Annotated in this window: 19 protein-coding genes and 2 pseudogenes; 8 read left to right on the top strand and 13 right to left on the bottom strand. The window is 57.5% G+C overall.

Translation table 11 applies throughout. The features are described 5' to 3' along the window. Positions 1 to 80 precede the first annotated feature (80 nt). Both IBT47_RS19700 and IBT47_RS19695 read left to right on the top strand, forming a co-directional pair. Positions 81 to 10,721 carry a hemagglutinin repeat-containing protein gene (locus IBT47_RS19700; RefSeq protein WP_200562349.1) on the top strand — a complete coding sequence of 3,547 codons (10,641 nt, stop codon included), beginning with the start codon at positions 81 to 83 and terminating at the stop codon, positions 10,719 to 10,721. Then, the gene (locus IBT47_RS19695) at positions 10,718 to 10,948 is read left to right on the top strand and encodes a hypothetical protein (protein ID WP_200562347.1); all 231 of its coding nucleotides are present in this window, start codon (positions 10,718 to 10,720) and stop codon (positions 10,946 to 10,948) included. Before IBT47_RS19700 ends, IBT47_RS19695 begins: the two co-directional genes overlap by 4 nt. A gap of 86 nt (positions 10,949 to 11,034) precedes the next feature. On the opposite strand, the gene IBT47_RS19690 is transcribed toward IBT47_RS19695, so the two are convergent. After that, on the bottom strand, positions 11,035 to 11,217 hold the full coding sequence (locus IBT47_RS19690; protein WP_200562345.1) for a hypothetical protein: 183 nt from the start codon (positions 11,215 to 11,217) through the stop codon (positions 11,035 to 11,037). Here IBT47_RS19690 and IBT47_RS19685 point away from each other — a divergent pair. The 3 genes from IBT47_RS19685 (at position 11,209) to IBT47_RS19670 (ending at position 14,553) form a co-directional block, all read left to right on the top strand. Beyond that, a complete protein-coding gene (locus IBT47_RS19685; protein ID WP_200562343.1) occupies positions 11,209 to 12,363 on the top strand; it encodes a VENN motif pre-toxin domain-containing protein in 1,155 nt (384 codons plus the stop codon). The two genes, IBT47_RS19690 and IBT47_RS19685, sit on opposite strands and share 9 nt — an antisense overlap. A gap of 456 nt (positions 12,364 to 12,819) precedes the next feature. After that, complete coding sequence (locus IBT47_RS27115; RefSeq protein WP_370569923.1) at positions 12,820 to 14,166, top strand: VENN motif pre-toxin domain-containing protein; 1,347 nt, start codon at positions 12,820 to 12,822, stop codon at positions 14,164 to 14,166. Beyond that, positions 14,167 to 14,553, top strand: coding sequence for a hypothetical protein (locus tag IBT47_RS19670; protein ID WP_200562341.1), 387 nt, complete (start codon positions 14,167 to 14,169; stop codon positions 14,551 to 14,553). A 42-nt stretch (positions 14,554 to 14,595) separates the two neighbouring features. Here the strand turns inward: IBT47_RS19670 and IBT47_RS27110 are convergent, their stop codons facing one another. Both IBT47_RS27110 and IBT47_RS27105 read right to left on the bottom strand, forming a co-directional pair. Next, complete coding sequence (locus IBT47_RS27110; RefSeq protein WP_370569926.1) at positions 14,596 to 14,751, bottom strand: SymE family type I addiction module toxin; 156 nt, start codon at positions 14,749 to 14,751, stop codon at positions 14,596 to 14,598. Positions 14,752 to 14,840: 89 nt separating this feature from the next. After that, positions 14,841 to 15,011 (bottom strand): annotated as a pseudogene (locus IBT47_RS27105) (endoribonuclease SymE); the annotation flags it as partial. Between IBT47_RS27105 and IBT47_RS27375 the strand changes: the two are divergent. Beyond that, entirely contained in the window at positions 14,978 to 15,313 is a 336-nt protein-coding gene (locus tag IBT47_RS27375) for a hemagglutinin repeat-containing protein (RefSeq protein WP_200562339.1), read from the top strand. The pseudogene IBT47_RS27105 and the gene IBT47_RS27375 sit on opposite strands and share 34 nt — an antisense overlap. Here the strand turns inward: IBT47_RS27375 and IBT47_RS19655 are convergent. The 7 genes and pseudogenes from IBT47_RS19655 to IBT47_RS19625 form a co-directional block, all read right to left on the bottom strand. After that, positions 15,204 to 15,794: a cupin domain-containing protein gene (locus IBT47_RS19655; protein WP_105593055.1), complete on the bottom strand. Its 591-nt coding sequence runs from the start codon at positions 15,792 to 15,794 to the stop codon at positions 15,204 to 15,206. The genes IBT47_RS27375 and IBT47_RS19655 overlap by 110 nt on opposite strands. Positions 15,795 to 15,875: 81 nt before the next feature. Continuing rightward, positions 15,876 to 16,574 carry a DUF1989 domain-containing protein gene (locus tag IBT47_RS19650; RefSeq protein ID WP_172606598.1) on the bottom strand — a complete coding sequence of 233 codons (699 nt, stop codon included), beginning with the start codon at positions 16,572 to 16,574 and terminating at the stop codon, positions 15,876 to 15,878. Beyond that, a pseudogene (locus tag IBT47_RS19645) lies at positions 16,534 to 17,773 on the bottom strand (M20 family metallo-hydrolase). Before IBT47_RS19645 ends, IBT47_RS19650 begins: the two are co-directional and overlap by 41 nt. A gap of 46 nt (positions 17,774 to 17,819) precedes the next feature. Continuing rightward, the gene (locus IBT47_RS19640; RefSeq protein WP_200562337.1) at positions 17,820 to 18,635 is read right to left on the bottom strand and encodes an amino acid ABC transporter ATP-binding protein; all 816 of its coding nucleotides are present in this window, start codon (positions 18,633 to 18,635) and stop codon (positions 17,820 to 17,822) included. Position 18,636: 1 nt separating this feature from the next. Beyond that, complete coding sequence (locus IBT47_RS19635; protein ID WP_105593057.1) at positions 18,637 to 19,275, bottom strand: amino acid ABC transporter permease; 639 nt, start codon at positions 19,273 to 19,275, stop codon at positions 18,637 to 18,639. Then, entirely contained in the window at positions 19,272 to 19,934 is a 663-nt protein-coding gene (locus IBT47_RS19630) for an amino acid ABC transporter permease (RefSeq protein WP_200562335.1), read from the bottom strand. Before IBT47_RS19630 ends, IBT47_RS19635 begins: the two co-directional genes overlap by 4 nt. An 8-nt stretch (positions 19,935 to 19,942) precedes the next feature. Continuing rightward, entirely contained in the window at positions 19,943 to 20,758 is an 816-nt protein-coding gene (locus tag IBT47_RS19625) for a transporter substrate-binding domain-containing protein (protein WP_200562416.1), read from the bottom strand. A gap of 397 nt (positions 20,759 to 21,155) precedes the next feature. Between IBT47_RS19625 and IBT47_RS19620 the strand changes: the two genes are divergently transcribed. Together IBT47_RS19620 and IBT47_RS19615 are read left to right on the top strand one after the other, a co-directional pair. Further along, positions 21,156 to 22,286, top strand: a complete 1,131-nt coding sequence (locus IBT47_RS19620) for a lipase family protein (RefSeq protein ID WP_200562333.1) — start codon at positions 21,156 to 21,158, stop codon at positions 22,284 to 22,286. 180 nt (positions 22,287 to 22,466) lie between these two features. Continuing rightward, positions 22,467 to 22,973, top strand: coding sequence for an RNA polymerase sigma factor (locus IBT47_RS19615; protein ID WP_105593060.1), 507 nt, complete (start codon positions 22,467 to 22,469; stop codon positions 22,971 to 22,973). Between the two features lie 166 nt (positions 22,974 to 23,139). On the opposite strand, the gene IBT47_RS19610 is transcribed toward IBT47_RS19615, so the two are convergent. Genes IBT47_RS19610 through exbB form a run of 3 tightly spaced genes read right to left on the bottom strand, consistent with a single transcriptional unit; the run spans position 23,140 to position 25,534 of the window. Next, a complete protein-coding gene (locus tag IBT47_RS19610; RefSeq protein WP_200562331.1) occupies positions 23,140 to 23,997 on the bottom strand; it encodes an energy transducer TonB in 858 nt (285 codons plus the stop codon). Beyond that, positions 23,994 to 24,431 carry a TonB system transport protein ExbD gene (exbD, locus tag IBT47_RS19605; RefSeq protein ID WP_105593062.1) on the bottom strand — a complete coding sequence of 146 codons (438 nt, stop codon included), beginning with the start codon at positions 24,429 to 24,431 and terminating at the stop codon, positions 23,994 to 23,996. The genes IBT47_RS19610 and exbD overlap by 4 nt, the downstream gene beginning before the upstream one ends. A 2-nt stretch (positions 24,432 to 24,433) precedes the next feature. Then, positions 24,434 to 25,534: a tonB-system energizer ExbB gene (gene exbB, locus IBT47_RS27370; RefSeq protein WP_370569922.1), complete on the bottom strand. Its 1,101-nt coding sequence runs from the start codon at positions 25,532 to 25,534 to the stop codon at positions 24,434 to 24,436. Positions 25,535 to 25,826: the final 292 nt, after the last annotated feature.

Below are 25,826 nucleotides of genomic sequence, written 5' to 3'. Positions count from 1 at the left end.
CACCGCTGATTATCCTTTACCGCTGGCAGGAAACGCCACGGCGGCACCAAACGGACTGGCTTTTTTCACGGACGAAAATCATGAATAAACATTGCTATCGCCTTATCTTCAGCCGCACTCACGGAGAGCTGCGGGTGGTTTCCGAGCTGGCCCGCAGCTGCAGTACCGAACCGGGGCAGAGCCGGGGCAGCGCTGCGCCACGGCTGTGGGTGACCGTTCGCCGTACAGTGTGGATGCTGGGGCTGGCTATCGCGGCTGGCCCTGCCCTGGCCGGTGGGATCGTGGCCGACGGCAGCGCGGCTCCCGGCCTGCGTCCGCAGGTGATTGCCACGCAGAACGGGCTGTCGCAGGTCAACATTACTGCGCCGAATCAGGCGGGTGTCTCGCACAACCAGTTTACGCAGTTTGATGTCGATCGGAATGGCGCGATCCTCAACAACTCATCGCTGATGACCTCCACGCAGCTGGCCGGGATGATCCAGGGTAACCCGAATCTGAAGCCGGGCAGTGCGCCTGCACGCGTGATCCTCAACGAGGTGAACAGCAATAATCCCAGCCAGCTACGTGGTTTTCTGGAAGTCGCGGGCGGGCGTGCTCAGGTCATTGTTGCCAACCCGTCGGGGATCGTATGCAGCGGCTGCGGCACCATCAACGCCGGGCGAATGACGCTGACTACCGGTAAACCACAGCGGGATGCCAGCGGAGCGATCTCCGGCTATCAGGTCGAGCGCGGCACGATCCGCATTGAAGGCGGCGGCCTGAATGGCGATGCCCGTCACGACACAGGCTATGTCGATCTCCTTGCCCGTGCGGTTGAGGTCAATGCCGGCATCTGGGCTAACGATGAACTGGCGGTGATTGCCGGCCGCAACCGTATCAGCGCCGACGGCAAGTCGGTACAGCCGATCTCCGGCGGCGATGCAAAACCCGAGCTGGCAATCGATATGGGCCAGATGGGCGGCATGTACAGCGGACAGATCCGCATGATCGGTACTGAAACTGGCGTTGGCGTGCGGAATCAGGGCGGGCATCTGCAGGCGGGAAACTCACTGACCGTTAGCAGCGCCGGGCGTCTGGTGTGGCAGCCGGGCAAGCAGGAGGCGTTCACGCAGGCCGCTGGCAACATCGCGCTAACCGCGCAGGAAAGCATTGAGCACCACGGCAAACTGCACAGCGGCGGTACGCTGACCGTCGAAAGTCGTGGAGGCGATATCCGCCAGTCCGGCACGCTGGCCGCCGCCGGGGATGTACACCTTAAAGCGGGCGGTAATATCACCAGCAGCGGGTATCTGCTGGCGGGCAGTAATGCCAACAGCCAGCTGGTACAGGCGGCGGATCTGACCTTAAAAAGCCAGGGGGATATTCGCGCCAGCGGCAGCCTGCTGAGTAAAAAAGAGGTCAGTCTGAGCGCGCGGCAGGTCGATATCAGCCAGAGTCAGCTCGCTGCCAGCCAAGCCACGATAGCGGCGAAAAGCGGCAGCGTGGCAATCCGCCAGGCGAAGATCGACAGCGGCAGCCTGGACATCAGGACAACGGGAAATATAGAGGCGCAGCAGTCGCAGGTGAAAGCCGGGCGCTGGGATATCAGCGCCAGCAACCTGCTGAACCACGAGGGTGCCTGGTCGCAGTCGGCAAGCGCGGAAAGCCGCTTTACGATCAGCGGCACGCTGGACAACAGCCACGGCACGATCGAAGCGCAGCGGCTGGCGTTGAACAGTGGCAGCCTGATTAACCAGCACGGGCGGCTGGTTTCCCTGGATGGCACCGCGCAACACTGGCAGATCGCGGGGGATCTCAATAACACCCGTGGTGAACTGGGCAGCAATGGCGATCTGGCACTTGATGCTTCGCGCCTGATAAACCAGAGCGGCACCCTCGTCAGCCAGGCGGCGCTTACCGTCAGCACTGAAGGTGATATTGATAATGCCGCCGGTCAGCTACTGGCGGGAAAACGCCTGACGCTGAATACCGCAGGCGCGATCGATAACCGTGGCGGTACTCTGAACGGCGGCGAGCTGAAGATGACGATGCAGCAGCTGCACAACGCGCAGGGCAGCGTGATCAGCCAGGGCGATCTGAACCTGGCTTCTCAGCAGGGCCTCGATAACCGGCAGGGGATGATTGGCGCGGGCGGCAGACTGACCATCACCACGGAAGGCGACTGGCACAATCAGGCCGGTACGGCGCAGGGCGAAACCGAGCTGAGCGTATCTGCGCAAAATATTGATAACGCAGGCGGCAGGATGCTCTCCGGCCAGCGGCTGGAGCTGAATGCCCGTAGTGCTCTGGACAACCGCGACGGCGAAATCGGCGGTGAAACGCTCAGGCTGATTGCCGGGCGGATCGACAATAGCAACGGGCGGATTATCGGCCAGCACTCGCTGACGCTGGAGGCCCGCCAGGCGCTGCAAAATACTCTCGGGCTGCTGGCCGCCGGAAAACAGCTGGATCTGGCGGCTCAGCGATTTAATAACGCCGAAGGCCGGATCGTCGCGCAGCAGGATCTTAAACTGAACGCACAACAGGCGCTGGATAACACCGGTGGACTGCTTGAGGCGGGTGAACGGCTGTCGGTCAGCAGCGGCGGAGAGTGGGATAACCGCAAGGGTACTGCGCAGGGTGGAACCGCTGTTATCGCAGCCGCTGCCCGCCTTGATAATCGCGGCGGCAGATTGCAGTCCGGCGGCGATCTTCAGCTCAGCACGTCGGGCGATGTGCTGAATCAGGCCGGGCGGCTGACGGCGCAGCGGGCGCTGGGCTGGCAGGGCGGTGCAGGCAGCGGCCTGAATAATGACGGCGGTTCACTGCAAAGCGGCGGCTCGCTTTCCCTGACCGGTGGCCAGCTCAGCAACCGCCAGCAGGGCGTGGTGTTAAGCCAGCAGGCGCTGTCGCTGGCACTGACGGGCGAGTGGAATAACCAGGACGGCACGCTGACCGGCAGCGGCGATACCGCGATCCGCGCCGCTGCGCTGAACAACGAGCAGGGGGTGATTAATGCGCTCGGTAGCCTGGATATGCAGCTTAGCGGGCGGCTGGATAACGGCAGCGGTCGCATTTTCAGCCAACGCTCGCAGGTGCTTCAGGCGCAGGATATTTTCAATATTCAGGGCTGGATGGGTAGCCAGGGCGGCTGGCGTGCCGTCAGCGGCACTTTCGATAATCATCAGGGCAGCGTGCAAAGCCAGCAGGATGTCACGCTTGTCGCAACCAGCCTGAACAACGGGCTGGGCATGATGCAGTCCGCCGCCGGGCTGGCGCTGCATATCGCCCGGGATATCGTTAACCGAGCGGGGAAAATCAGCGCGGGCGGGCAGCTGAGCGTGCAGGGAGAAAATGCCACCGCGGCCGGTCGGCTGAATAACGCCGGTGGGCAGCTGCTGGCGGGTGAGCGGTTGACCGTATCCGCACGGGAAGTGGATAACCGCCAGAGCGGCCTGCTCTACAGCCAGCAGCAGATGATGCTGACGCTGGGCGAGGGGCTTGATAACCGTACGGGCCAGCTGCAAAGCGGCGAAAGCCTGACGCTGGTGGCACAATCCCTGCTGAACGGCGACGGAGCGATAGACAGCCAGCAGCAGCTGGCTCTGCGCATTCTCGGCGAGATCGGCAATGCCGCCGGGGCAATCCGCAGCAACGGCGATCAGCACATTACCGCAGGCCAGATCGATAACCGCAAGGGCGTATTCAGCAGTCGTGGCGGCATGGAAATGACCGCCGTGCGGCTGGAGAATACCGATGGCACGGTGATTAGCCAGGGCCGTGGTATTTACCGCGTTGAAACGCTGAATAACCGCCAGGGTAAGATCCACAGCGGCAATGCGCTGACGCTGACCGCCACGCAGGTAAGCAATCAGAGCGGGCAGTTGGTTGCCACCGGAGCCCTGGCCCTTCATACCGCACAGCTGGATAACAGCGCAGCAGGAACGGTCAGCAGCCAGGATGCACTGAGCGTGCAGGCGGAGCGGCTGAACAACCGCGACGGCGGCCTGCTGCTGGGCAGCGGGCTGACGACACTCACCGTGCAGACACTGGATAACACCGCTGGTCGGCTGCAAAGCGCCGGTGCGATGACATTCAGTGGACTCAATACGCTGGATAATCGGCAGGGTCGTATTCTGGCTAACGGCGCACTCAGTTTTAATGCCGGTGCCGTGGCTTCTGCCCTCGCACTACTCAACCAGGGTGGCACCATCCAGAGCGGCAATACGCTGCACCTCAATACCCGCACGCTGAACAATCAGGGCGGCATGCTGCAAAGTCAGCAGGCCCTGACGCTGGCAGTACAAACGGACTATACCCATCGCGCAGGCGATACCCTGAACAGCAACACCGCAGTCACGCTGACCGTGGCCGGTGTGATGACCAACCTCACCGACTGGCTGCTGCCCGGCAGCCTGACCATTAACAGTACGCATCTGACCAACCGCGGATCGCTGGTGGGGAAAGTGCTGCGGCTGACAACCGGCATGCTGGTCAACAGCGGGCGTCTGGAGGCCGACCGGATGACGCTGAACGTCGACAGTCTGGATAACGCGGCTGCGGTGATGGGTGATGAGATAACGATCCATGGCCGGATCGTCGATAACCACGGCGAGGCGGCAGCGATCGCCGCCGTGCAGGATCTGGATCTGCAGGCGACGCAGCGCATCACCAACCGCGACGGATCGCTGATCTACAGCGGAGATCGTCTGCATATTGGCAGCGGCGATCTGATCGAAAACCGCGCCAGCTTTATCGAGGCCGATGGTGATATCACGATGGAGGCCCGCCGTCTGGATAATCTGCGCGAAGGGCTGGAAATTGAGCGTGACGCGGAGAAAAGCGAATACAAGTGGCATCGGTATAACTACTACTGGCGATCGTATGGATCTGAAATAGGCACCGATAAAAACACCATGGCACCGACTACACAGCAGCTGACGTTCCGGAATGATGATGCGGCGCAAAACAACCGTTACGGTACGCTGTTAGAGATCGATGCGGCAGGAAAACGGGCCAAAGTAAGGGTGAAGTTTGACCAGGGGGCTGTGACCGAAATTTGGGTGAATTATCTCTCTCTGGTCCCCCATACCGACGGTAGCTATGCCATGACGTTTTATGAAACGCGAGGCTTCCGGCAAAACAGCGTGCCAACGCCTTATCACAACACATTCTGGCGTGAGCACAATCGCGGGCGTCTTGAACAATGGGACCCTGAAAGGCATCTGGACATCTTTGATGCGCCGTTTGTAGACGATTACAACAACCTCCGCGAGCGTTCCGTTACCGGCACCGCATCGCGCGACAGGCTGATCTCGGAAGGCACCGGCGCACGTATCCTGGCGGGCGGCAGTATGGCACTGCATATCACCGACAGGCTGCTGAACGATGCCAGCACCATTTCCGCCAACGGCAATCTGTCTATCGGCGGCGGTGGGACGGTGGAAAATAAAGGCTATTCGGTTAATGAACGCCGCCAGGAATACATCGTTGACCACTACGATCGTAATACCAAACACTGGTATCCCACTTTCAATCGTGATGAAACGACAGCGCTGACCACTATTGACGGCATCATTACCGGCAACGGTAACGTCACCATCAGCGGTGCCAGCATCAGCAACACCACGGTCAATCAGGCGCAGATTAGCAGCGTGGAAGCGGCGCTGAAGGCGGCGGAAGCCGAACGCGCCGAGTGGCGGCGCAATCCGCTGGCCTTTGAGGTTGAAGGAGCAGGCCGTCAGGAGGGGGAAACGCAGCTTGCGCCGGGCAGCAAGCCATCTGAGACGATAACCTTCCCCGGGCGGCCGCTGCTGCCTGCTGAACTGGCGCTCACCGAAAAACAGCACCTGGGTGACGTTGCGACCTCAATACCGAATAACGGCTTGTTCCGCCAGGATCCTGCCGCTGGTTCTCCGTTCCTGATCGTCACCGACGAGCGTTTTACCAGCCGTAGCAAATTTATCAGCAGCGACTACATGCTGGAGCGGGTGGGCTACGACCCGTCCCGGGTACAAAAAAGGCTGGGCGACGGCTTCTATGAGCAGCGCCTGGTGCGGGAGCAGGTGTTGAAGCTGACCAGCCGCGCATCGGTCCGGGGCGAAGACGCCATGGAGCAGTACCAGCAGCTGATGAACAACGGCGTGAAGGTGGCGGAGGCGTTTAGTCTGGTCCCGGGCGTGGCGCTGACGCCGGAGCAGATCTCGGCACTTCAGCAGGATATCGTCTGGCTGGTCAGTGAAACCGTACAGACCGCCAGCGGCCCGCAAACGGTATGGGTTCCGAAAGTGTACCTGGCGCAGAACACCCTGCGGCTGACCGGTGATGGCGCGCTGATCGCCGGGGGGGATCTGCAACTTTCCGCCGACAGCGTGCAGAACGCGGGCAACCTGTTCGCCGATCGGGCGCTCAGCATTGATGCGACAGACTTCCGCCATCAGGGCGGAGAGATAAAAGCCGACAGCATCAGCGTGCAGGCCGACAGTCTGTCGATAAGCACCAATCTGCAGGATGCCCTGCGCCAGGCAACGATGAGCGCCGGGGATATCTCGTTGAGCGGTAGCGACATCAGCCTGCAGGGCGCGAAGCTGGATGCCACGCAGAACCTCAGCCTTAATGCGCGCAACAGTCTGGATATCTCGGCGGCGAAAAGCAGCCACACCGCCAGCCTGGAGGTGATCTCCGGGGCGATGGGTAATCGTAATACCGGCGTGACGGAAGAAGCCGGTAAGCGGATGGCGCAGGTGAGCGGCGAATGGCAGCAGGCGCTTGGCAGCCAGCTCAGTGCCGGGGGCAACCTCAGCCTTCAGGCCGGGCAGGATATCACCCTGCAGGGCAGCCAGGTTAAAGCCGGAGAGCAGCTTGGCGTGCAGGCGGGCGGCGATATCAAACTGCTGGCGGACAGCACCAGTAATAAAACGCAGCTGGAGGCCGGAGCGCGTACCACATCGGTCAGCAACAGTCGTGAAGAGGAACGCCTGCTGCTCAGCACGCTGAGCGGCGACAAAGGCGTGAGCCTGCATGCGGGTAACACGCTGCTGGCCGCAGGCGCACAGGTTGACAGCACGGCAGGCAGCATCGGATTAAGCGCCAACGATGTGACCATTAAAGAAGCGCATCAGCAGACGCAGGATCTGGACAGCGAACGACGGGGCGGTGGGAAATCCAAAAGCAGCCGCGTGGTGGACTCTTCGCGCGATGAGGTCACGGGCAGCACCTTCAGCGGGCGTGATGGCGTCACCGTTATTGCGCGTGAGGGCGATATCACCGCCACCGGCAGTACGCTGCACAGCGAAAAAGGGGGCATTGCGCTACAGGCGAAGAACGATGTGCTGCTGAACAGCGCCACGGAGCAGCAGTCGGAATACGTTGAATCGCACTCGCAGAAAAAAGGATTCCTGAAAAAATCCACCATCCATACGGTGCAGAACGATCGCGTGACGCGTGAGCAGGGCACCTTGCTGAGCGGCGACACGGTCAGTGTGGTCGCCGGGAAGGATCTAACGGTCAGCGGTTCGGCGATTGCCGCCGACCGGGACGTGGCTCTGCAGGCCGGTAACAACGTGGATATCCGCGCCGCCACGGAAAGTGAATCCCACTACCTGCTGGAGGAGAAGAAAAAAAGCGGGCTGATGGGCAGCGGCGGCATTGGCTTCAGCGTCGGTAAACAGTCCACGCGCCATGAGATCGATGAACAGGGCACCCGCCAGAGCCAGAGCGTCAGCACGGTGGGCAGCAGCCAGGGCAGCGTCAGCATTACGGCGGGCGATAAGCTGCATATCGGCGGTGCCGATCTGGTGGCGGGGAAAGATCTGACCCTGAGCGGCGACAGCGTGCAGATCGATCCGGGCTACGATCTGCGCAGCCGCAGTGAGGCATTTGAAACGAAGCAGAGCGGGCTAAGCGTGGCGCTGTCGGGAACGGCAGGCAGTGCGCTGAACACGGCGGTCAGCACCGCGAAACAGGCGAGGAAGGAGAGCGACGGAAGGCTCAGTGCGCTACAAAATACTCAGGCTGCACTCTCCGGCGTGCAGGCGGCACAGGCGCTGGAGCGGGATGGGCTGGTGACTGAAGCCGCGAATGCCAGCAACGCCGCAGCCGGTCTGCAATCGGGCGACAACGGCGCGGCGCAGGGTGCCACTAATACCGTGGGGATCAGCGCATCTTACGGCAGCCAGTCGTCGAAAAGTGAAACGCACAGCGAAAGCCGCCAGTCGCAGGGCAGCACGCTGACTGCCGGGCAGAACCTGTCGATCAACGCCACCGGGAAAAATAAAACCGGCGGAAGCGGCGACATCACCCTCAGCGGCAGCGCGCTGAAGGCGGGCGGCGGGATGACGCTGGATGCCGCGCGGGATATTAACCTGCTGTCGGCGCAGAACACCGAACGCACCGAAGGCAGGAACAGCAGCCACGGCAGCAGCATGGGGGCGGGCGTGGGCGTGGGGGCTGGCGGTACCGGCCTGAACGTTTCCGCCAGCGTGAATGCCGGTAAAGGTCATGAAAAAGGCCACGGCCTGACGCATACTGAAACCACGCTGGATGCGGGCGGTGGCATCAGCCTGACCAGCGGGCGCGACACCACGCTGAAGGGCGCACAGGTCAGCGGCGAGAAAATTACCGCCGACGTGGGCCGTGACCTGACGCTGCAAAGCGAGCAGGACAGCGATCGTTACGACGCGAAGCAACAGAACCTCAGTGGCGGTATCAGCGTGCCGGTGGGGGCAGGTAGCGGTTCGGGTTACCTCACCGCCAGCCGGGACAAGCTGCACAGCAACTTCGACAGCGTGAACGAGCAGACCGGGCTGTTTGCCGGTGACGGCGGCTATCAGATTACGGTGGGTAAGCACACGCAGCTTGACGGTGCGGTGATTGCCAGCACGGCGGATAAAGCAAAAAACAGCCTGGACACCGGTACGCTGGGCTGGAGCGATATCGACAACCGGGCGGACTTCAGCGCGGAGCACAGCGGCGGCTCGCTGAGTTCCGGTGGCCCGGTGGGCAAAGACCTGCTGACCGGTATGGCCGGTGGAATGTTGTCCGGCTGGAACAACAGCGGCCATGCGGCAGGCACCACGCAGGCCGCGGTCAGCGACGGTCAGCTGACCCTCCGCGACGGAGAGCATCAGCAGCAGGATATCGCGGAGCTGAACCGGGACGTGGAGCACGCCAACGACGGCAGCATCAGTGCGATCTTTAACAAAGAGAAAGAGCAGAAACGCCTGAAGGAAGCGCAGCTGATCGGTGAGCTGGGGATGCAGGCGATGGATATCGCGCGGACGCAGGGAGAGATCGCGGCGCTGGAGGCGCAGAAAGACCCGGCGAAGCTGGCGGCAGCGCGTGAGCAGCTGTTGAGCCAGAGCCGGAATAACGGCCTGGACGTGACGGACGCAGCGGTGGCGCAGCAGGCGTATAACAACGCGCAGGCGGAGTGGGGCACCGGCAGTAACGTGCAAAAGGCGATGCAGGCGGTGACGGGAGCGCTGACGGCGCTTGCCGGGAATAACCTGGCGGGGGCGCTGGCGAGCGGCGCATCGCCGTATCTGGCGACGGAAATCAAGAAACGCATCGGCGAGGACAACGTTGCCGCCAATGCGATGGCACACGCGGTACTGGGTGCCGTTACCGCCGAACTGAATAACCAGTCAGCGCTGGCCGGTGGCGTGGGTGCAGGCGGCGGTGAGCTGACGGCCCGGTTCATTATGGAGAAGCTGTTCCCGGGTAAAAAGCCGTCGGAGCTGAGTGAAAGCGAGAAGCAGCAGGTCAGCGGCCTGAGCCAGCTTGCGGCTGGGATTGCCGGAGGGGTGGCGTCAGGGGATATCTCCGGAGCGGTAACCGGTGGTCAGGCTGGTAAGAATGCGGTTGAGAATAACTATCTGAGCGAGAAAGAATCACGACAGCTTGATATAGAGATGCAGGCTTGCAAAGTATCTGGTGGTGACTGTAATAAGGTTGTCGAGAAATATATCGACATCAGTAATAAAAACAGTAAGGAACTGGTTGAAGCCTGCACAGGTGGCGGAGTTAAATGCGTCACCTGGGAGGAACTGGTTCAGGCGGATACTAATGTGGCTCTGGATGAAAATAAGCATCAGATAAGGCTGAGCGACAAGTTGAAAGATCCCGATGCCGCAGCTTTAGTGAAATATCTTAATGGTTCTGATTTAAAATTCCTGCAGGATAATATAACGACAGGCGATCGGATTATGGATGTAATACTGACACCTACTTCCTGGCCGGTAGCGGTGATGGGCGGAAAAGCTATTATTACGAATACAGTGAACAACTCTAAAGAACAACTTATTGCGGTGGGGGCAGGTGTGGCCGCAAGTGCAGGTATTCAGTACGGAACTACAGGTGAAGTGAAATTATCTGATGTAATTGGGGCCGGTGTCGTTGGTGCTATCACAGCCGGTAAAGGATACAACCCCACGATGGCATGGAATGCGGCAGGCGGTTATTACCAGGCTGAAATCAATGGTGACAATCCCTTCTTGGCTGCATTGATGAGTAAAGTGGGTGCTTCTGCTGGGTACGCGGTAGGTAACTTTATCAAAGTACCAATGGATAAAATTCTTAACCCAGTATCGAAACAGTATGAATGGGTGCCGACAGGTGTATGGACGATAACAAAACCTGTGTCCCAACATCCTTTACCATCGATTGTTGGAAATACAGGCAACTCTACTACGTCAGGATTAGTACCCGGATATTTAGAAAATAAGCCGGAGGCTAAGAAATGATGAAAAATCTCATAGTGCTGGTTAAGATTTTTTTACTGATTGAACTGGCAATGAGTTCCATTTTTGTGGCTTTTTTCTTCTTTTTTGAAGGGCTGAACTATTTAAAAGAAGGGGTTTTTTATTTTGATAGCCTATGGCGTGGATTAAAAGGTGCCACTTTCGGAGCAATTCCTGTAAGCCTTATTTTATGGTTTTTCTATCACCTTCTACCTTCATTTAAGAAGTGATCTCTATACTTTTATGAGTAACAAAAAAATCCCGGATATTAAGCCGGGATTTTTTTATTTGTCCTACGGTCAGTTACTGGTCTCATCTATGGACTGCTGATAATCACCATCACCATCACCATCACCATCACCATCAGAGCCACTACCTGGCGCTGCTTGTGTGCCGAGAAGTTACAGACGTTTCGGCGAGCGGCGCATCGCCGTATCTGGCGACGGAAATCAAGAAACGCATCGGCGAGGACAACGTTGCCGCCAATGCGATGGCACACGCGGTACTGGGTGCCGTTACCGCCGAACTGAATAACCAGTCAGCGCTGGCCGGTGGCGCGGGTGCAGGCGGCGGTGAGCTGACGGCCCGGTTCATTATGGAGAAGCTGTTCCCGGGTAAAAAGCCGTCGGAGCTGAGTGAAAGCGAGAAGCAGCAGGTCAGCGGCCTGAGCCAGCTTGCGGCGGGAATTGCCGGAGGAGTGGCGTCAGGGGATATCGCCGGAGCGGTAACCGGTGGTCAGGCTGGTAAGAATGCGGTTGAGAATAACTATCTGAGCGAGAAAGAATCACGACAGCTTGATATAGAGATGCAGGCTTGCAAAGTATCTGGTGGTGACTGTAATAAGGTTGTCGAGAAATATATCGACATCAGTAATAAAAACAGTAAGGAACTGGTTGAAGCCTGCACAGGTGGCGGAGTTAAATGCGTCACCTGGGAGGAACTGGTTCAGGCGGATACTAATGTGGCTCTGGATGAAAATAAGCATCAGATAAGGCTGAGCGACAAGTTGAAAGATCCCGATGCCGCAGCTTTAGTGAAATATCTTAATGGTTCTGATTTAAAATTCCTGCAGGATAATATAACGACAGGCGATCGGATTATGGATGTAATACTGACACCTACTTCCTGGCCGGTAGCGGTGATGGGCGGAAAAGCTATTATTACGAACAGTGTCACTCAGGGGAAAGAATTGTTAATTGCGGCAGGGGCGTCGGCTACTGGCAGTGCGGTTATACAGTATGGAACCACAGGTGAAGTAAGACTTTCCGATGTGATAGGTGCAGGTGTTATTGGAGCAATCACGGCTGGTAAAACTTATAATCCGACAGTGACGTGGAATGCTGCAGGTGGTTACTACTCAGCTGAAATAAAAGGAGATGATCCTTTTATGGGGGCAATAATGAGTAAGGCAGGGGCGTCTGTTGGTTATGCAGTAGGTAATATTATTAAAGTGCCTATGGATAAAAGACTAAATCCGATATCAAAGCAGTATGAATGGGTACCTACAGGTGTATGGACGATAACCAAACCAGCTCCGCAAAATTCTTTACCATCGCTAATTGGTAATGCAGGTAATGCTGCTGCTTCTGGGAAGTTTACAGAGGGTTTGAACAACGCATTAGATAAAAAAGAGGCAAAAAAATAATGAATGTAAAATATAACTCTATCATTATTTTGTTTTATTTATGTTCAGCTTGTTTTATTGCATTGTTCATTATATCAATGTCATTCGGTTTGCTTGGTTATTGGGTTGGAAACGGAACTGATATAACTTATTTTTTTTATGATAATTTATTTGGGGATTTAAAAGTTGGACTTGCCGGGATATGGATAGGCTTGATTATATGGTTTTTTTACTATCGAAAAATATGATTTTGATTTTTAAATAATTAATCCGATCTTTAACAAAGAGAAAGAGCAGAAACGCCTGAAGGAAGCGCAGCTGATCGGCGAGCTGGGGATGCAGGCGATGGATATCGCGCGGACGCAGGGAGAGATAGCGGCGCTGGAGGCGCAGAAAGATCCGGCGAAGCTGGCGGCAGCGCGTGAGCAGCTGTTGAGCCAGAGCCGGAATAACGGCCGGGACGTGACGGACGCAGCGGTGGCGCAGCAGGCGTATAACAATGCGCAGGCGGAGTGGGGCACCGGCAGTAACGTGCAGAAGGCGATGCAGGCGGTGACGGGAGCGCTGACGGCGCTGGCCGGGAATAACCTGGCGGGGGCGCTGGCGAGCGGCGCATCGCCGTATCTGGCGACGGAAATCAAGAAACGCATCGGCGAGGACAACGTTGCCGCCAATGCGATGGCACACGCGGTACTGGGTGCCGTTACCGCCGAACTGAATAACCAGTCAGCGCTGGCCGGTGGCGTGGGTGCAGGCGGCGGTGAGCTGACGGCCCGGTTCATTATGGAGCAGCTGTTCCCGGGTAAACAGCCGTCGGAGCTGACTGAAAGCGAGAAGCAGCAGGTCAGCGGCCTGAGCCAGCTTGCGGCTGGGATTGCCGGAGGGGTGGCGTCAGGGGATATCTCCGGAGCGGTAACCGGTGGGCAGGCTGGTAAGAATGCGGTTGAGAATAATTCTCTGGCCGGGGATAAAGCACGGGAGTCGGTTAAAGAAAGTACCGAATACTGGAAAGAGAAAGTCAGAAAAGCCATGGGAGAAAACACGGCTTCCCAGTTAACAAACGGTCTGCTCAACCTGGTGAGCGGTACTGGCGACGGTGCGATACTTGCTGCGGATACGGTGTTTGATGTGACGGCAGCGCTGGCTGCCTGTGCAACGGAAAACCCTTACTGTACGCAGGCAAAAGAGGATTTAGCCAAAAAAGATAAGGCAGCATTCCAGACACTAAACTCGCTGATAAACGGCAATGTGTGGAACAATGTCAAAAACGGGGCGATAAAAGCCGCTCAGGGCGATCAACAGGCGCTTGAAAATCTGGCGGGGATTATTACCGGGGCACTGATACCGGGGAAAATAGTATCTTCGGGTGGAAAGGCCGGGGGTGAGGCAGGTACTATTTCGAAAGGAAGCAAGCCTTCCGCTGAGTCTGTAGCGGCTGATACTGCGAAGAACACTCAGCTATCAACGGGAACTGTCTTTGATTCGATTAAGGCAACTCAGCCAGTACATCCAGGATCTGTAATTCCCCAATCCTTTGAAATGTTATTACCCAATGGCCAAAAAATATGGGTACATGGAAATGCAACTGAGCATATGGCAGAGTATGCGGCATCTAAAGCTGTTACACATACCCCCGAGGCTGTGAGGCTTGCCAGTCAGGAAGAGTTGAGAAGCTTCCAGGCTGCTGTTAATACGGCAACTAAAAATCGTATGCCGTATGGTGAGAGAATTACTGTCGATGGTTGGCAATTGGAGATTAAACCACCCCGTGCGGCCGGTGAGTTACCAACGATCATTCATGCCAGATATACAGGATCAAAGTAAGTGGATATAGAAATTAATAACCCTATACGCATGACATTGGATGTTATAGAGCTTGATGACCATCTTCCTTCAATGAAGTTTAGCGTTCATATGCAGGTGGAAAAATTTGGTGGCTATAATTTAAATATCAATACATTAGTGTGGATAGAATGTCAGTCTTTTGACAATTTTATAATCAATATGCGAAAAGGAGAAGTAGCTCTTCTCAGGGATATGAATAGTAATTTTGAGCTACAAATAGATCCCTTCCGGGGATGTATTGAATGGTCTCTTCTTAAAGAAGCTCTGGATGGATACAGTACTTCGGCAAGAGGATGTGAGAAGTTAACTGACGAGTCAAAACGTGCATTTTATGATGCGTTTAATAATTATCCGAAATGGTGGTAATTAACAAAAGATCCCAGCTTTTAGCCGGGATCTTTTTACTGTTTATTTATCCGCATGTCGTATCACCAGTTTGCACTGTTCGACGGCAACGGTAACCGGCGTATCTGTTGTAAATCCGGCTTCTTCCAGCCAGTTGCCTTTAAGGTGCAGGCTGGGGAAACGGCTGTACCATGTTGCGGTGATATCAGTACGGCTTATGGCTGAAAAAGATACAAGGCATGCTGATTTAAAGTTATATTCGTAGTAATCCCGGCTACCATGCCGGGATTTTTTTATCTGTCTTTCAGTTAGTTACTGCTCCTGGTCTGTTGTCGGCAGATCACCTCAATCAGCTCCGTCACCTGCCGCTGTTTGCGTGACGAAAGCTTACAGACCCTCCTCAGCGTCTGCATAATCACCGATCCTGGCGGCGCTGCCGGTTTTTGTGCGGTCAGTACCAGACAGCCCGTTACTCTTTTTCAACGCCACCGGGAAAAATAAAACCGGCGGAAGCGGCGACATCACCCTCAGCGGCAGCGCGCTGAAGGCGGGCGGCGGGATGACGCTGGACGCCGCGCGGGATATTAACCTGCTGTCGGCGCAGAACACCGAACGCACCGAAGGCAGGAACCTCAGCCACGGCATCAACCTGACTCCGGCCCGAAAATCAATCAGAACGTCACCGGCGTATTCACCCACAGCACCTTCGCCACCGACTTCCCGCTGTTGCGGTAGCCGTGCGGTACGTTGCTGGGGAAATAAAATGAATCTCCAGCGGTAAGGGTGTACGTCTGCTCGCCTAAAGCCAGCTCTATTTCGCCTTCCAGCACGTAGCCCATCTCTTCGCCGTGGTGCTCAATCTGCCCGTCGCTGGCCACGCCCGGTTCGATAATATGAATATTGCCCTGCAGCAGGCTGCCTTTGTGGTGATGGGTCAGGTTCTCCAGCTCAATGCCGCCCTTTTTGTTGCGGGCCACAAAGCGTTTGCGCTGGCGCTGATCGGGCTTCAGTACCGGGGAATCCGCCACCCAGCTTTCGGCCATCAGATCAGAAATATTGGTTTCCAGCGCGCTGGCCAGCCGGTGCAGCATCGCCAGCGAAGGCGAGGCCACGTCGTTTTCCAGCTTGGAGAGCAAACTCTCCGAACAGCCGACCTTCAGCGCCAGCTGCTTCAGCGTAATCTCCTGCGCTAAACGCGCATGGCGCAGGCGCATGCCCAAATCAGGTAAAACAAAGCCACCGCTATCGCCGTTTTTTTTCATAAGTGTTTATCTGCAACCCTTCAATCCGTAAACGCCCGGCATTCTGCGGCCGGGCACTGTTGCACTGGCCAAACAGGCCGGTTATTCGGTCACGCTAAAGTGGACTTCCTGCGGATTCAGGCCGTTGATCGGCACGATATCCTGCGGGCAGGCGGACATAACCACGATGCAGTCCAGTTCGGCGCGGATCTCTACGTAATCACCGGATTTGCTGACCGTTGGCAGCCAGGAGATGGTGTAATCCGGGTTAACCGGCGTGTTCATCCACAGGTTCAGCGGCTGCGGCACTTCGCGCGCGCGCAGTCCGATGGCGTTCAGCGCCAGGCGCATGTTATCCGCGCAGCTGTCATGATACTCGGTGATGCCCATATTGCTGTAACGATACAGATCGCAGGCGGCAATCATCGTGTCGTGCACGCCCGGCGAGGTATCGGTCAGCAGGGTGCCGATGGCGCGGCGCTGGTTAGTCACCAGCACATCGCCCGGCTGCGGGATGATTTTATTGATAAAGGCGCGGGTATGCTCCATCGAAGAGAACTCGCTTAAATCCGCGCTGTTAAACAGCCAGGTATCGCACACCTGGCTGCCCGGGGTGTTGATGATGCGAATAACCTGCCCCTTGCTCAAGCGTACCGCGCGGCCACAGCGGGCTGGAACGGTATACAGTTCGCCGATAACCGGCGTGCCGTCTGCGGAGATCGGTTCGCCGATGGTGGCGTTGGTGCCCAGCGCGCTGCCGTTATCTTTGTCGCAGCAGGAAGGATAGGTATGGGTGCTCATGGGGTAACTCCTGTCGTTTGATTGGCCAGTTCTGTCAGGCAGCAGGCAAGTGCTTTTGCGCCAAGGTACAGATACTGAGGGTCGGTGTACTCAGCCGGGTTGTGGCTGATGCCTTTATGGCTGGGAACGAAAAACATGCTGGTCGGGCAGTGGCTGGCCAGGTGCATCGCATCGTGAAATGCTCCAGAGGTCAGCGTTGCCGTCGCGATATTCAGCGCGTCGCTGCAGGCGAACTGCTGTGCCAGTAGTTGCGAATGAAACGCCACCGGCGGGTTATTGAATACGCAGGCCACCTGCACGTTATCGGCGGCAATCTGCTGCATCCAGCGGTCAAACTCGGCCAGCACCTCAGGGTCGGCATGGCGGAAATCGAGGGTAAAAGTCACCCGTCCGGCGATGGTGTTGATCGCGTTGGGTTCCACTTCCCAGCGGGCGAACGTCAGGCGCAGCTCGTCTTTCGGCAGCGCTTCTGCACGCTGCTCCAGCTGGCTGACGATACGGCGGGCGAGGGTCATCGCATCCTGGCGGTCGGCCATCGGCGTGGTGCCGGCGTGGGCCGCCTGCCCGAGGCAGGTCACCTGATACCAGCGCACGCCCTGAATGCCCTGCACCACGGCCAGCGGCAGTCCGGCCTGCTCCAGCACCGGTCCCTGCTCGATATGCAGTTCGATAAACGCGGCCATTGGCACGGCGCTACGGTGCGGCAGTGCGGGGAAACGCTGATGACAGCGAGTCAACGCCTCGGCCAGAGTTATGCCCTGTGCATCCTGATGGCTGAGGTAATCAGCCAGCCGTTCCGGCTGTACAAAAGCGCTGGAGCCCATTGCGCCGGGTGCAAAACGGCTGCCTTCTTCATTCATCCACACCGCGACTTCAATCGGGCGCAGCGTCTCAATCCCGGCTGCCGCCAGCGCGCTCAGGCACTCCATTCCGGCCATCACGCCGTAGCAGCCATCGAGGTTGCCGCCCCCGGGTTGAGTATCAATGTGACTGCCGGTGACCACCGGCGGCAGATCTTCGCGGCCCGCGCGGCGGATAAACAGGTTGGCGCAGGCATCAGTAAACACCTCGCAGCCGAGGGTGCAGGCCCAGTCAATCAGCCAGGCTCTGGCATCCAGTTCAGCTTCCGACAGCGCCTGGCGGTCAACGCCGCCGTTCTCCAGCGCGCCGAAGCGGGCCAGTTGGGCCAGTCGGTCCATCAGCCGCTGCTGGCTGATGGCATTAGCGGCGCGCAGCGCGATAGCATCAGGCATGGAGGGCCTCCGCATCATCCAGCTGTAGCGGGCGCTTAAACCACGGCGCAAGAAACGATTTCAGGCGTTCGGTCTGCGGCTGGCGGAACAGCGTGGCGGGCGCGCCGCTCTCAATGACCGAGCCGTCGGCCATAAATACCACGCGGGAGGAAATTTTGGCGGCGAACGACATCTCGTGCGTCACCATCACCATCGTCATGCCGTTGTTCGCCAGCGCTTTAATCACATCCAGCACCTCTTCCACGCGTTCCGGGTCCAGCGCTGAGGTGGGTTCATCCAGCAGCAGCAGCTCCGGCTCCAGCGCCAGCGCGCGGGCAATACCCACTCGCTGCTGCTGGCCGCCGGAAAGGCGTGTCGGGCGTGCCTGCGCTTTCTCCAGCATGCCGACCTGCGCCAGCGCCGCCGTCGCTTTTTTGCGGGCGTCATCGCGCGACATCTTCTTGCCCAGCACCAGCGGCGCGCAGACGTTCTCCAGCACCGTCAGATGCGGCCACAGATTGAACTGCTGAAACACCATCGCCAGCGGGCGGCGCACGTCGGCAATCAGCCCGGCACCGTCGCGATGTTTCAGTTCCCGGCCGGTGCCGCTGTAGCCCAGCAGCTGGCCTTTAATCAGGATTTCGCCTTCGTCGTAGGCTTCCAGAAAATTCATGCAGCGCAGCGCGGTAGTCTTGCCCGAGCCGGAAGGGCCAATCAGGGTGACGATCTCCCCGGCATTGACGGCCAGATTGATGCCCGCCAGTACCCGGTTGCTGCCAAACGATTTGCCGACGTTGCGTAATTCTAAAATCGGTCCGTTATTCATCATCTTATCCCTCTGTTGCCTGACGGCCGAGCAGCCGCACGCCCACGCTGACACCCTGCGCCAGCAGCCAGTAGCTGAGGATCAGCAGGGTGTAAGGCACGATGTAGGTATAGGTACTGGCGACGATCTGCCCGGTGGTCATGGTCAGCTCCGGTACGGTAATAATCGAAGCCACTGCGCTCTCTTTAATGGTCAGAATGAACTGGTTACCCAGCAGCGGCAGGCTGAACCGCAGCGCCTGCGGAGCCTGGATATGCCAAAAGCTCTGCCAGGCGGAAATATCGTGAACCTGCGCCGCCTCGAGCTGGCCACGGCCAATGCTCTGCCAGGCGGTACGGAAGATCTCGCCGAAGTAGGCCGAGCTGTAGATCGCCAGTGAAATCACCGTGGCCTCGACGGCGCTTAGCGTGATGCCCACGGCGGGCAGGCCGAAGTAGAACACCGCCAGCTGCGCCAGATACGGCGTACCGCGGATCAGCCAGACGTACGCGCGCCACGGCCAGAACAGCCAGCGGCTGAGGCTGCCGACCGCCTGCAGGATAAATCCGCCACAGGCACCGATCAGTGCGGCGCTCAGGCTGATCGCCAGCGTCACGCCCAGCGCGCGGGCGAAGTCCGGCAGATAAAGGATGAAATCGTTCATCGGTTCTCCCTGTTCCAGCGCCGTTCAACATAGCTCCCCAGCAGTGCCAGCAGGCTGGTCAGCACCAGGTAGGAGAGGGCGATAGCGATATACACTTCTAACGGGCGGTAGGTGGCAGAGGCCAGCTGCTGCCCCACCCGCATCAGGTCGGTAATCGCAATCACCGACACCACCGCCGATGCCTTAATAACGTCGATCAGCTCGGATATCAGTGACGGCAGCGTCAGCCGCAGCACCTGCGGGATCTGGATATGCCACAGCGTCTGGCGCGGGCTGAGCCCGCAGATCGCCGCGGCTTCCAGCTGCCCCGGCGGGATAGCCTCAAAGCCGCTGCGCAAAATCTGCGACTGGTAGGCGGCGGTATTGAACGTCAGGGCCAGCACCGCTGCCATATAGCCCGGCAGCGACAGCCCAAGTTCGCCGGGCAGGTAGAAGCAGAGTAAAACCTGCGCCAGCACCGGCGTGCCGCGAAACAGACTGATATAGAGACGGGCGAAAGCTCTGCCGACCGGTGAATGGCCGTTTTCCATCAGATAAATCACCACGCCGACGGCAAAACCGGCCACGATCGCCACGATGCACAGCGAGGCCGTGGTCACCGTGCCGTTAAACAACATCGGCAGCCACGAGGTCAGCAGCGGAAGAAATTCGCCCATCATCACTCCTCTTACAGCGCCGGTGCCGGCATTTTGTCCGCCGGAATATCCATCACGAAGCCAAACCACTTCTGCTGTAGCGCTTTCATGGTGCCGTCACGGTTCGCTTCACTGATGCCGTCGCTGAACAGTTTCACCATGCTGGCGCTGTCGGAATCTTTGCGGCCAACCCAGCCAAAGTAGGTGGTCGGGCCTAACATGGGTTTCAGCGTGGTAAAGATCCCCGGACGGGCTTTGATCAGCGGGCCAAGGTTCGCCAGCGACTGGGCAACGCCGTCCAGGCGCTTGTTCGCCAGATCGGCATAGGCCTCATCGAACGATACGTACTGTTTGATCTCTTTGATCCCCGGCTTGCCGCTGGCCTTCAGCTTTTTATTGAACTCCTGCAATACCTGCAGCTGGCCCGATCCGGCCTGCGAACCGACGATTTTGCCGCTGAGATCGTCCAGAGTGGCAATCGATCCGTCGTTGTCACGCTTAAGCAGCGCAACGGTGGATTCGGCAATCGGCACGGTGAAAGCGAAGTGATCCATACGCTGTTTGTTGACGGTAACGGCGGTGATCACGAAGTCGAATTTTTTGGCATCAAGGCCGGGAAGGATGCCCTGGAAAGGCAGATCCAGCTGTTTAACCGCCACGCCCGGCAGGCTTTTCTGCAGAATGTGGTTCATCAGATCCACGTCGTAGCCGACGATCTTGCCATTCTCGATCGACTCAAACGGCGCATAGCGCGCCTCGGTGGCGATGGTGATCGCCTTGTCGGATTTAATGCGATCCAGCAGATCGGCGCTGTGTGCTGCCGCAGAAAAGAGCCCAGAACACAGCATGGCCCAGCAGAGAGAACGTGTTGTTTTAAGTTTCATGATGACCGCCCCGGTGAAAGTGGTGTGAAGTGTATTCAAGTAACTTGAATGTAATGACATAAGCATGAAGCGTGCCATCTGGGGCGATGCGATAAAAATGGCGAGAAATAAGGCAATAAGGCGCTATATTTAAACGAAAATTTCTCAAAGCGATATTGGTGGCAATAACGGGAACCCTGCCGCAGCACCAGGAACGTTGCCGATAAAGCTGCACATAAAAAGTGCAGGTGTGGCAGTTTTGTGTGCTAATGATGTGCAAAGGCGGGGAGGCAGCGCGGGTCCGGCTGTCGGACGTCATCGTCGTTCATCGCGGACGGTTAATGGTATTTGCTGAACGTTTATCAGGTTACAGGAGAGAGGGATGAATAAGTTATCGGGGAGCGTGCTGGCTTTATCATTGAGCCTGGCGGCGACCGCACAGGGCCAGTCGCCAGCGCCTAACGGCGTGCTGGTGGATAAAGCGCCGCTGCCGGAAGCGCATGGGTTGCAGGAGGCGTCATCGCAGTACCTTATCCGCTACACCTCAATCAGCGGCGTCGATGGCAAAACCCACCGCGAGGATACCGGGGCGGTATTCCTGCCAAAAGGCCCGGCACCGCAGGGTGGCTGGCCGGTAGTGGTCTGGACGCACGGCACCATTGGCGTGGCGACGCAGTGCGCGCCGTCGTTGAATCCCCGCTCCGATCGTGACAAGCAGTACCTGAATACCTGGCTGTCGCTGGGCTTTGCCGTCGTGGCACCGGACTATGCCGGGCTGGGATCGTCGGGATTGCACCATTACCTGAATGCCAGAGGCGAAGCCTGGAGCGTGCTGGACAGCATCAGTGCCTCGCTGAAAAACTTCCCGCTGAGCAATAAAATATTCATCGTGGGGCAGTCGCAGGGCGCACATGCCGCCTTTGCCGCCTCCGGCTATCAGCAAAGCTATGCGCCGAAGCTGCACGTTATCGGCACCGTACTGACCGGCACGCCTTACATTAATGCCGATACCTCGGTCAGCGACATTTTCAGCGGCGGTACATCAACGACAGACGCGGGCGATCCGAAAATCCCTTACGCCTACTACATCTTCCTTTCCGCCGCCGATACCAATAAATCATTAAAAGTTGCGAACTACTTCCAGAAGGATGCGGTGGCCGACGTTGAGCTGGCGAAAAACCTGTGCATTACCCCTCTGACCCAGCACGTTATGGACAATAAGCTCAACGCTAAAAACACCTTCCTGCCTAATTTCCAGGAGCTGCTCAACACCCAGCTTGCGTCCCTGCGCTACAACACGCTGAAAATCGATCATCCGGTGTTTATCGGTATCGGCCTGCAGGACGTTAACGTGCCGACGGCGATGCAGCAGCGGTTCGCTCAGGATGTGAAGGCGGCGGGCACCCCGGTTGCCGTGCATGAATATGCCGGTATGAACCATGGCGAAACGGTGAACGTTTCCCTGCGCGATTCGGTGCCGTTTGTGTTTAAGATCCTGGCTGAAAAGCCGTGATTTCTGGCGGGCTGCTTTGGGCAGCCCGTATTTTCCCGCCTCAATCATCCGCCTGTAAATCTACAAAACATTACTCATTCTCAGATAATCAATATATGGAAATATTATTAGTGTGACGGGGTGAATTCTTTTATATTAACTTTAATATTGAAATATTCTTGCCCGTCTGGAGTTATAACCATGCTAGCAACGCATGACATTGTCGATGTCTTTGTTGACCTCCATCCGACATTACAGCGGATTGTCACTTATCGCACCGGTTCACGGCAGGTTGCTCAGGATCTGACGCAGGATATTTATTTTCGTATCCTTAATCTGGCTAATCAGTTTCCGACCCACGACGATGCGCGAAATTATCTGATCCGCATCGCGATGAATGCCTCTACGGACTATGTACGCACCGAACAGCGCCGCAGTCAGCTACTTAAAGGCACCTTCGAGCTGTTTGAAAACTACATGCCTACCCCGGAAGAAAATCTGCATTACAAGCAGAAAATCAAGGAGATAGATGAGGCGCTTTCTTCGCTTCCTGAGAAATCTCGTGAAATCCTTTACATGAGCCGCGTTGAAGGCATGACCCATGCGCAGATCGCGGAAAAGCTCGGTGTGTCCCGCAGCCTGGTAGAAAAATATGCGGTAAAAGCGGTGCTGCACTGCCGGGAAGTTTTGCTGAAGAACCAGTCATAATTTAAAATAGATTATCATTCCCTTCTTTATTTATTCTCTGCCGACTTTATTCCCCCCGGTAAAAATGAAATCTTTTCACTTTTTTAATTCATTTAATTTTATACGGACGTAAATAATCGCCACCGCCGCATAACGACGATGACGATAGTTTTATATTATGCCTCAGCTAAACATTGCGAATAGCAAATGACACCGGCACCACTAATTCCATTCTGTCCGATTGCGTAAATGCGCTGGCCGGCGGTTTTGGCAGCGGAGATGCGCGCTCCAGCAGCTGCAGCGATTCTCGATCCAGTGTGGCGTAGCCTTTACTTTTCTCAATGGCGGTTGCCAGCACGTTGCCGTCGCGGTCGATGGTAAAGCGTACCATCACCGTATCCTGCTGTTTCATCCGCAGCGCATAGCCGGGATAGCGTTTTTCACGCTGAAGCTGGGCGAGGATCAGTGATTGCCAGCTCTGTTTCGCCGAGGCGGCCTGATTACTGGCGGCGCCGACCTGCGGTGCCTGATTCTGCCGCGAAAGCTGTTCGCTGCTGTTGCTGCGCATTGAGTCCGGGGTGGTGACCGGGGCCGGTTTTTTCACCTCCACCTTTTTCGGCAGCGGTTTCACCTCACGCGGCTTAACGGTTCGCTGCGGCTTGGGTGGCTTTGGCTCTGCCTTCGGCTGCGGCTTACTGTCGTGTACCACCGCTTTGACTTCGGCGTTTTTCACCTCTTTCTCCGCCACGTCCAGCTTAGCGGGGGAAGGCGGCGGTGCCGATTCGTCGGGCTGGCTGGCCTGCTGCGCCACGCTTTCCTGGCTGGAGATCTGCGACGTGGTTGGCATCACCGCCATGGTGATCACCATCGGGGCCGCCGCCGGGCTGGGCATCACCATCGGTGGTGGTGCCGGTTTCCACAGCAGGTACATCAGCACCAGCAGATGGGCGGTGACCGCCAGCAGAGGACCGGTTGACCACAGCAGCTTCTCGCCGCGCGGTTTCGCGGGCGGCGGCAGGGCGTTATCAAGAATAAAGCTGGTCATGGCTTGGTCCCCGCAGCCTCTCCGGGCAAGCCAATCAGCGCCACTTTGGTATAGCCGCCGTCGCGCAGCAGATCCATAAAGGTCATCAGCCGGGCGTAGTCGATATCTTTATCCGCCCGCAGGAAAATCCGTGCGTCCTTGTCGCCGTGGGTGCCGCTATCCAGCTCGGCGATAAAACGCGCCCGGCTGACCGACTTATCGCCGATATACAGCTGGTTATCGCTCTTCAGGCTGACGGTAATCGGTTCCGGCGCGGGCGTCGGCTGGCTGGAGGTGGTCGACGGCAGGTCCAGCGGAATATTGGCGGTGGAGAGCGGTGCCGCCACCATAAAGATGATCAACAGCACCAGCATCACGTCGATAAACGGCGTTACGTTGATTTCGGCCAGCGCGTTCAGATCGTCGCCGTCAGCGGGTTGAGAGGAAAAGGCCATCGCTATGCTGCGCTCGTCAAAAGAGGGTGGGCGTTCTGTTCCAGCGCATCCAGATCGTGGCTGAGCAGGCACAGGGTCAGGGTCATCGATTCGGCCAGCAGCAGGCGATAGCCGGTAATCAGTCGACCGATCACGTTGTAGAGGATCACCGCCGGAATGGCGACGACCAGCCCCAGCGCAGTGGCGAACAACGCCTCGGCTATGCCCGGTGCCACCACGCTGAGGTTAGTGGTCTGCGACTGCGCGATAGAGATAAAGCTGTGCATGATGCCCCACACCGTGCCGAACAGACCGATAAACGGCGCAACGGCACTGGTGGTGGCGAGGATGCTGGCTCCCCGGGTAGCCCGTCGCGCTTCTGCCGCCTCAACGCGCTGGATGCGGGCGACAACCCGGTCGCGCAGCGCCTGTAGCGCCTGAGCTGAGAGGCGGCTATCTGCACGATCCAGTTCAGTCAGTGCCACCTGACGCATCTGTTCACAGCTTTGCGCCGAGAGTTCACCGCACTGGTGCAGCGAGCGTTTACCGGCCAGCAGCGCGAGATTTTTTCTCAGGCGGCGACCGCGTACCAGCAACTCAAGAGTTTTGCCGGACCAGATACTCCAGCTGAGTACGGAAGCGAAAATCAGGATCAGGATCACCGCTTTCACTATCTGGTCGGCGTGGTGATAGAGGGCGAGCGGTGAAAAGTCGGTCAGCACCGGCGGCTTCGCGGCTGCGGTGACGACAGTTTGTGGCGTGCCGGAAGTGGGTGCAGCCCCGTGGGACTGTGCCACATTGCTGGATGTAGGAGGATTCTGCGACTGAGCTGAAATCTGAGACGGTACGCGCTCCGTATTCACCGACCGGTTCTGACTCTGTGCCTGCACCTCAGTTCGATCGGCCGTCTGCACAACAGCCTGTTGTTGAGCCTGGCCGGTAGCAGGAACCGCCGTTTGTACCGTAACCCGATCGCTGGCGGAAACCGTATCGACCGGCGTGGCCGGTGTTTCGGCCTGCACGGTCGTCGAGGCTGCGAAAGCTAACAGCAGCGCCAGGCCGACGCCGACGCGGATTTTTGCCGCACCCGACGCGCCGTCAGATTTTTCAGAATTGGTATGCACGCTCACTCACTCCTCACCACACTGGCAGAAATCATTCGGAAAGCCGCAGGTCAGCAGAGAGCACAGCGGCGATATGAGGAAAACGACCCTGCCCGCCGTTTTCATCACTCGGCGCGGCAAAATAACGCGATATTTTTAATGTCGTATGATTTGTGGTGTTTTTTTCTACATGAATCGTAATGATTAGACAATTATGCTGATTAAATCCATCTTCAGTATCAACGCCTTTATATCCTGTTGATTAACCGGTGGCCGAAAATATTTTTCACCGTCGCTGCGAATAATCCGTCGT

The sequence above is a fragment of the Erwinia sp. S43 genome (assembly GCF_016624745.1).
Taxonomy (GTDB): Bacteria; Pseudomonadota; Gammaproteobacteria; order Enterobacterales; family Enterobacteriaceae; genus Erwinia; species Erwinia coffeiphila.
The sequence above is the reverse complement of the archived record's forward strand: the minus strand, read 5'-3'. Positions and strand labels throughout refer to the sequence as shown.

What these genes read in the sequence shown, in the direction of transcription:
- IBT47_RS19700 (WP_200562349.1), top strand. Translation starts at nt 81, where the DNA reads ATGAATAAACATTGCTATCGCCTTATCTTCAGCCGCACTCACGGAGAG.
- IBT47_RS19695 (WP_200562347.1), top strand. Translation starts at nt 10,718, where the DNA reads ATGATGAAAAATCTCATAGTGCTGGTTAAGATTTTTTTACTGATTGAA.
- IBT47_RS19685 (WP_200562343.1), top strand. Translation starts at nt 11,209, where the DNA reads ATGGCACACGCGGTACTGGGTGCCGTTACCGCCGAACTGAATAACCAG.
- IBT47_RS19655 (WP_105593055.1), bottom strand. Translation starts at nt 15,794, where the DNA reads ATGAAAAAAAACGGCGATAGCGGTGGCTTTGTTTTACCTGATTTGGGC.
- IBT47_RS19650 (WP_172606598.1), bottom strand. Translation starts at nt 16,574, where the DNA reads ATGAGCACCCATACCTATCCTTCCTGCTGCGACAAAGATAACGGCAGC.
- IBT47_RS19640 (WP_200562337.1), bottom strand. Translation starts at nt 18,635, where the DNA reads ATGATGAATAACGGACCGATTTTAGAATTACGCAACGTCGGCAAATCG.
- IBT47_RS19635 (WP_105593057.1), bottom strand. Translation starts at nt 19,275, where the DNA reads ATGAACGATTTCATCCTTTATCTGCCGGACTTCGCCCGCGCGCTGGGC.
- IBT47_RS19630 (WP_200562335.1), bottom strand. Translation starts at nt 19,934, where the DNA reads ATGATGGGCGAATTTCTTCCGCTGCTGACCTCGTGGCTGCCGATGTTG.
- IBT47_RS19625 (WP_200562416.1), bottom strand. Translation starts at nt 20,758, where the DNA reads ATGCTGTGTTCTGGGCTCTTTTCTGCGGCAGCACACAGCGCCGATCTG.
- IBT47_RS19620 (WP_200562333.1), top strand. Translation starts at nt 21,156, where the DNA reads ATGAATAAGTTATCGGGGAGCGTGCTGGCTTTATCATTGAGCCTGGCG.
- IBT47_RS19615 (WP_105593060.1), top strand. Translation starts at nt 22,467, where the DNA reads ATGCTAGCAACGCATGACATTGTCGATGTCTTTGTTGACCTCCATCCG.
- IBT47_RS19610 (WP_200562331.1), bottom strand. Translation starts at nt 23,997, where the DNA reads ATGACCAGCTTTATTCTTGATAACGCCCTGCCGCCGCCCGCGAAACCG.
- exbD (WP_105593062.1), bottom strand. Translation starts at nt 24,431, where the DNA reads ATGGCCTTTTCCTCTCAACCCGCTGACGGCGACGATCTGAACGCGCTG.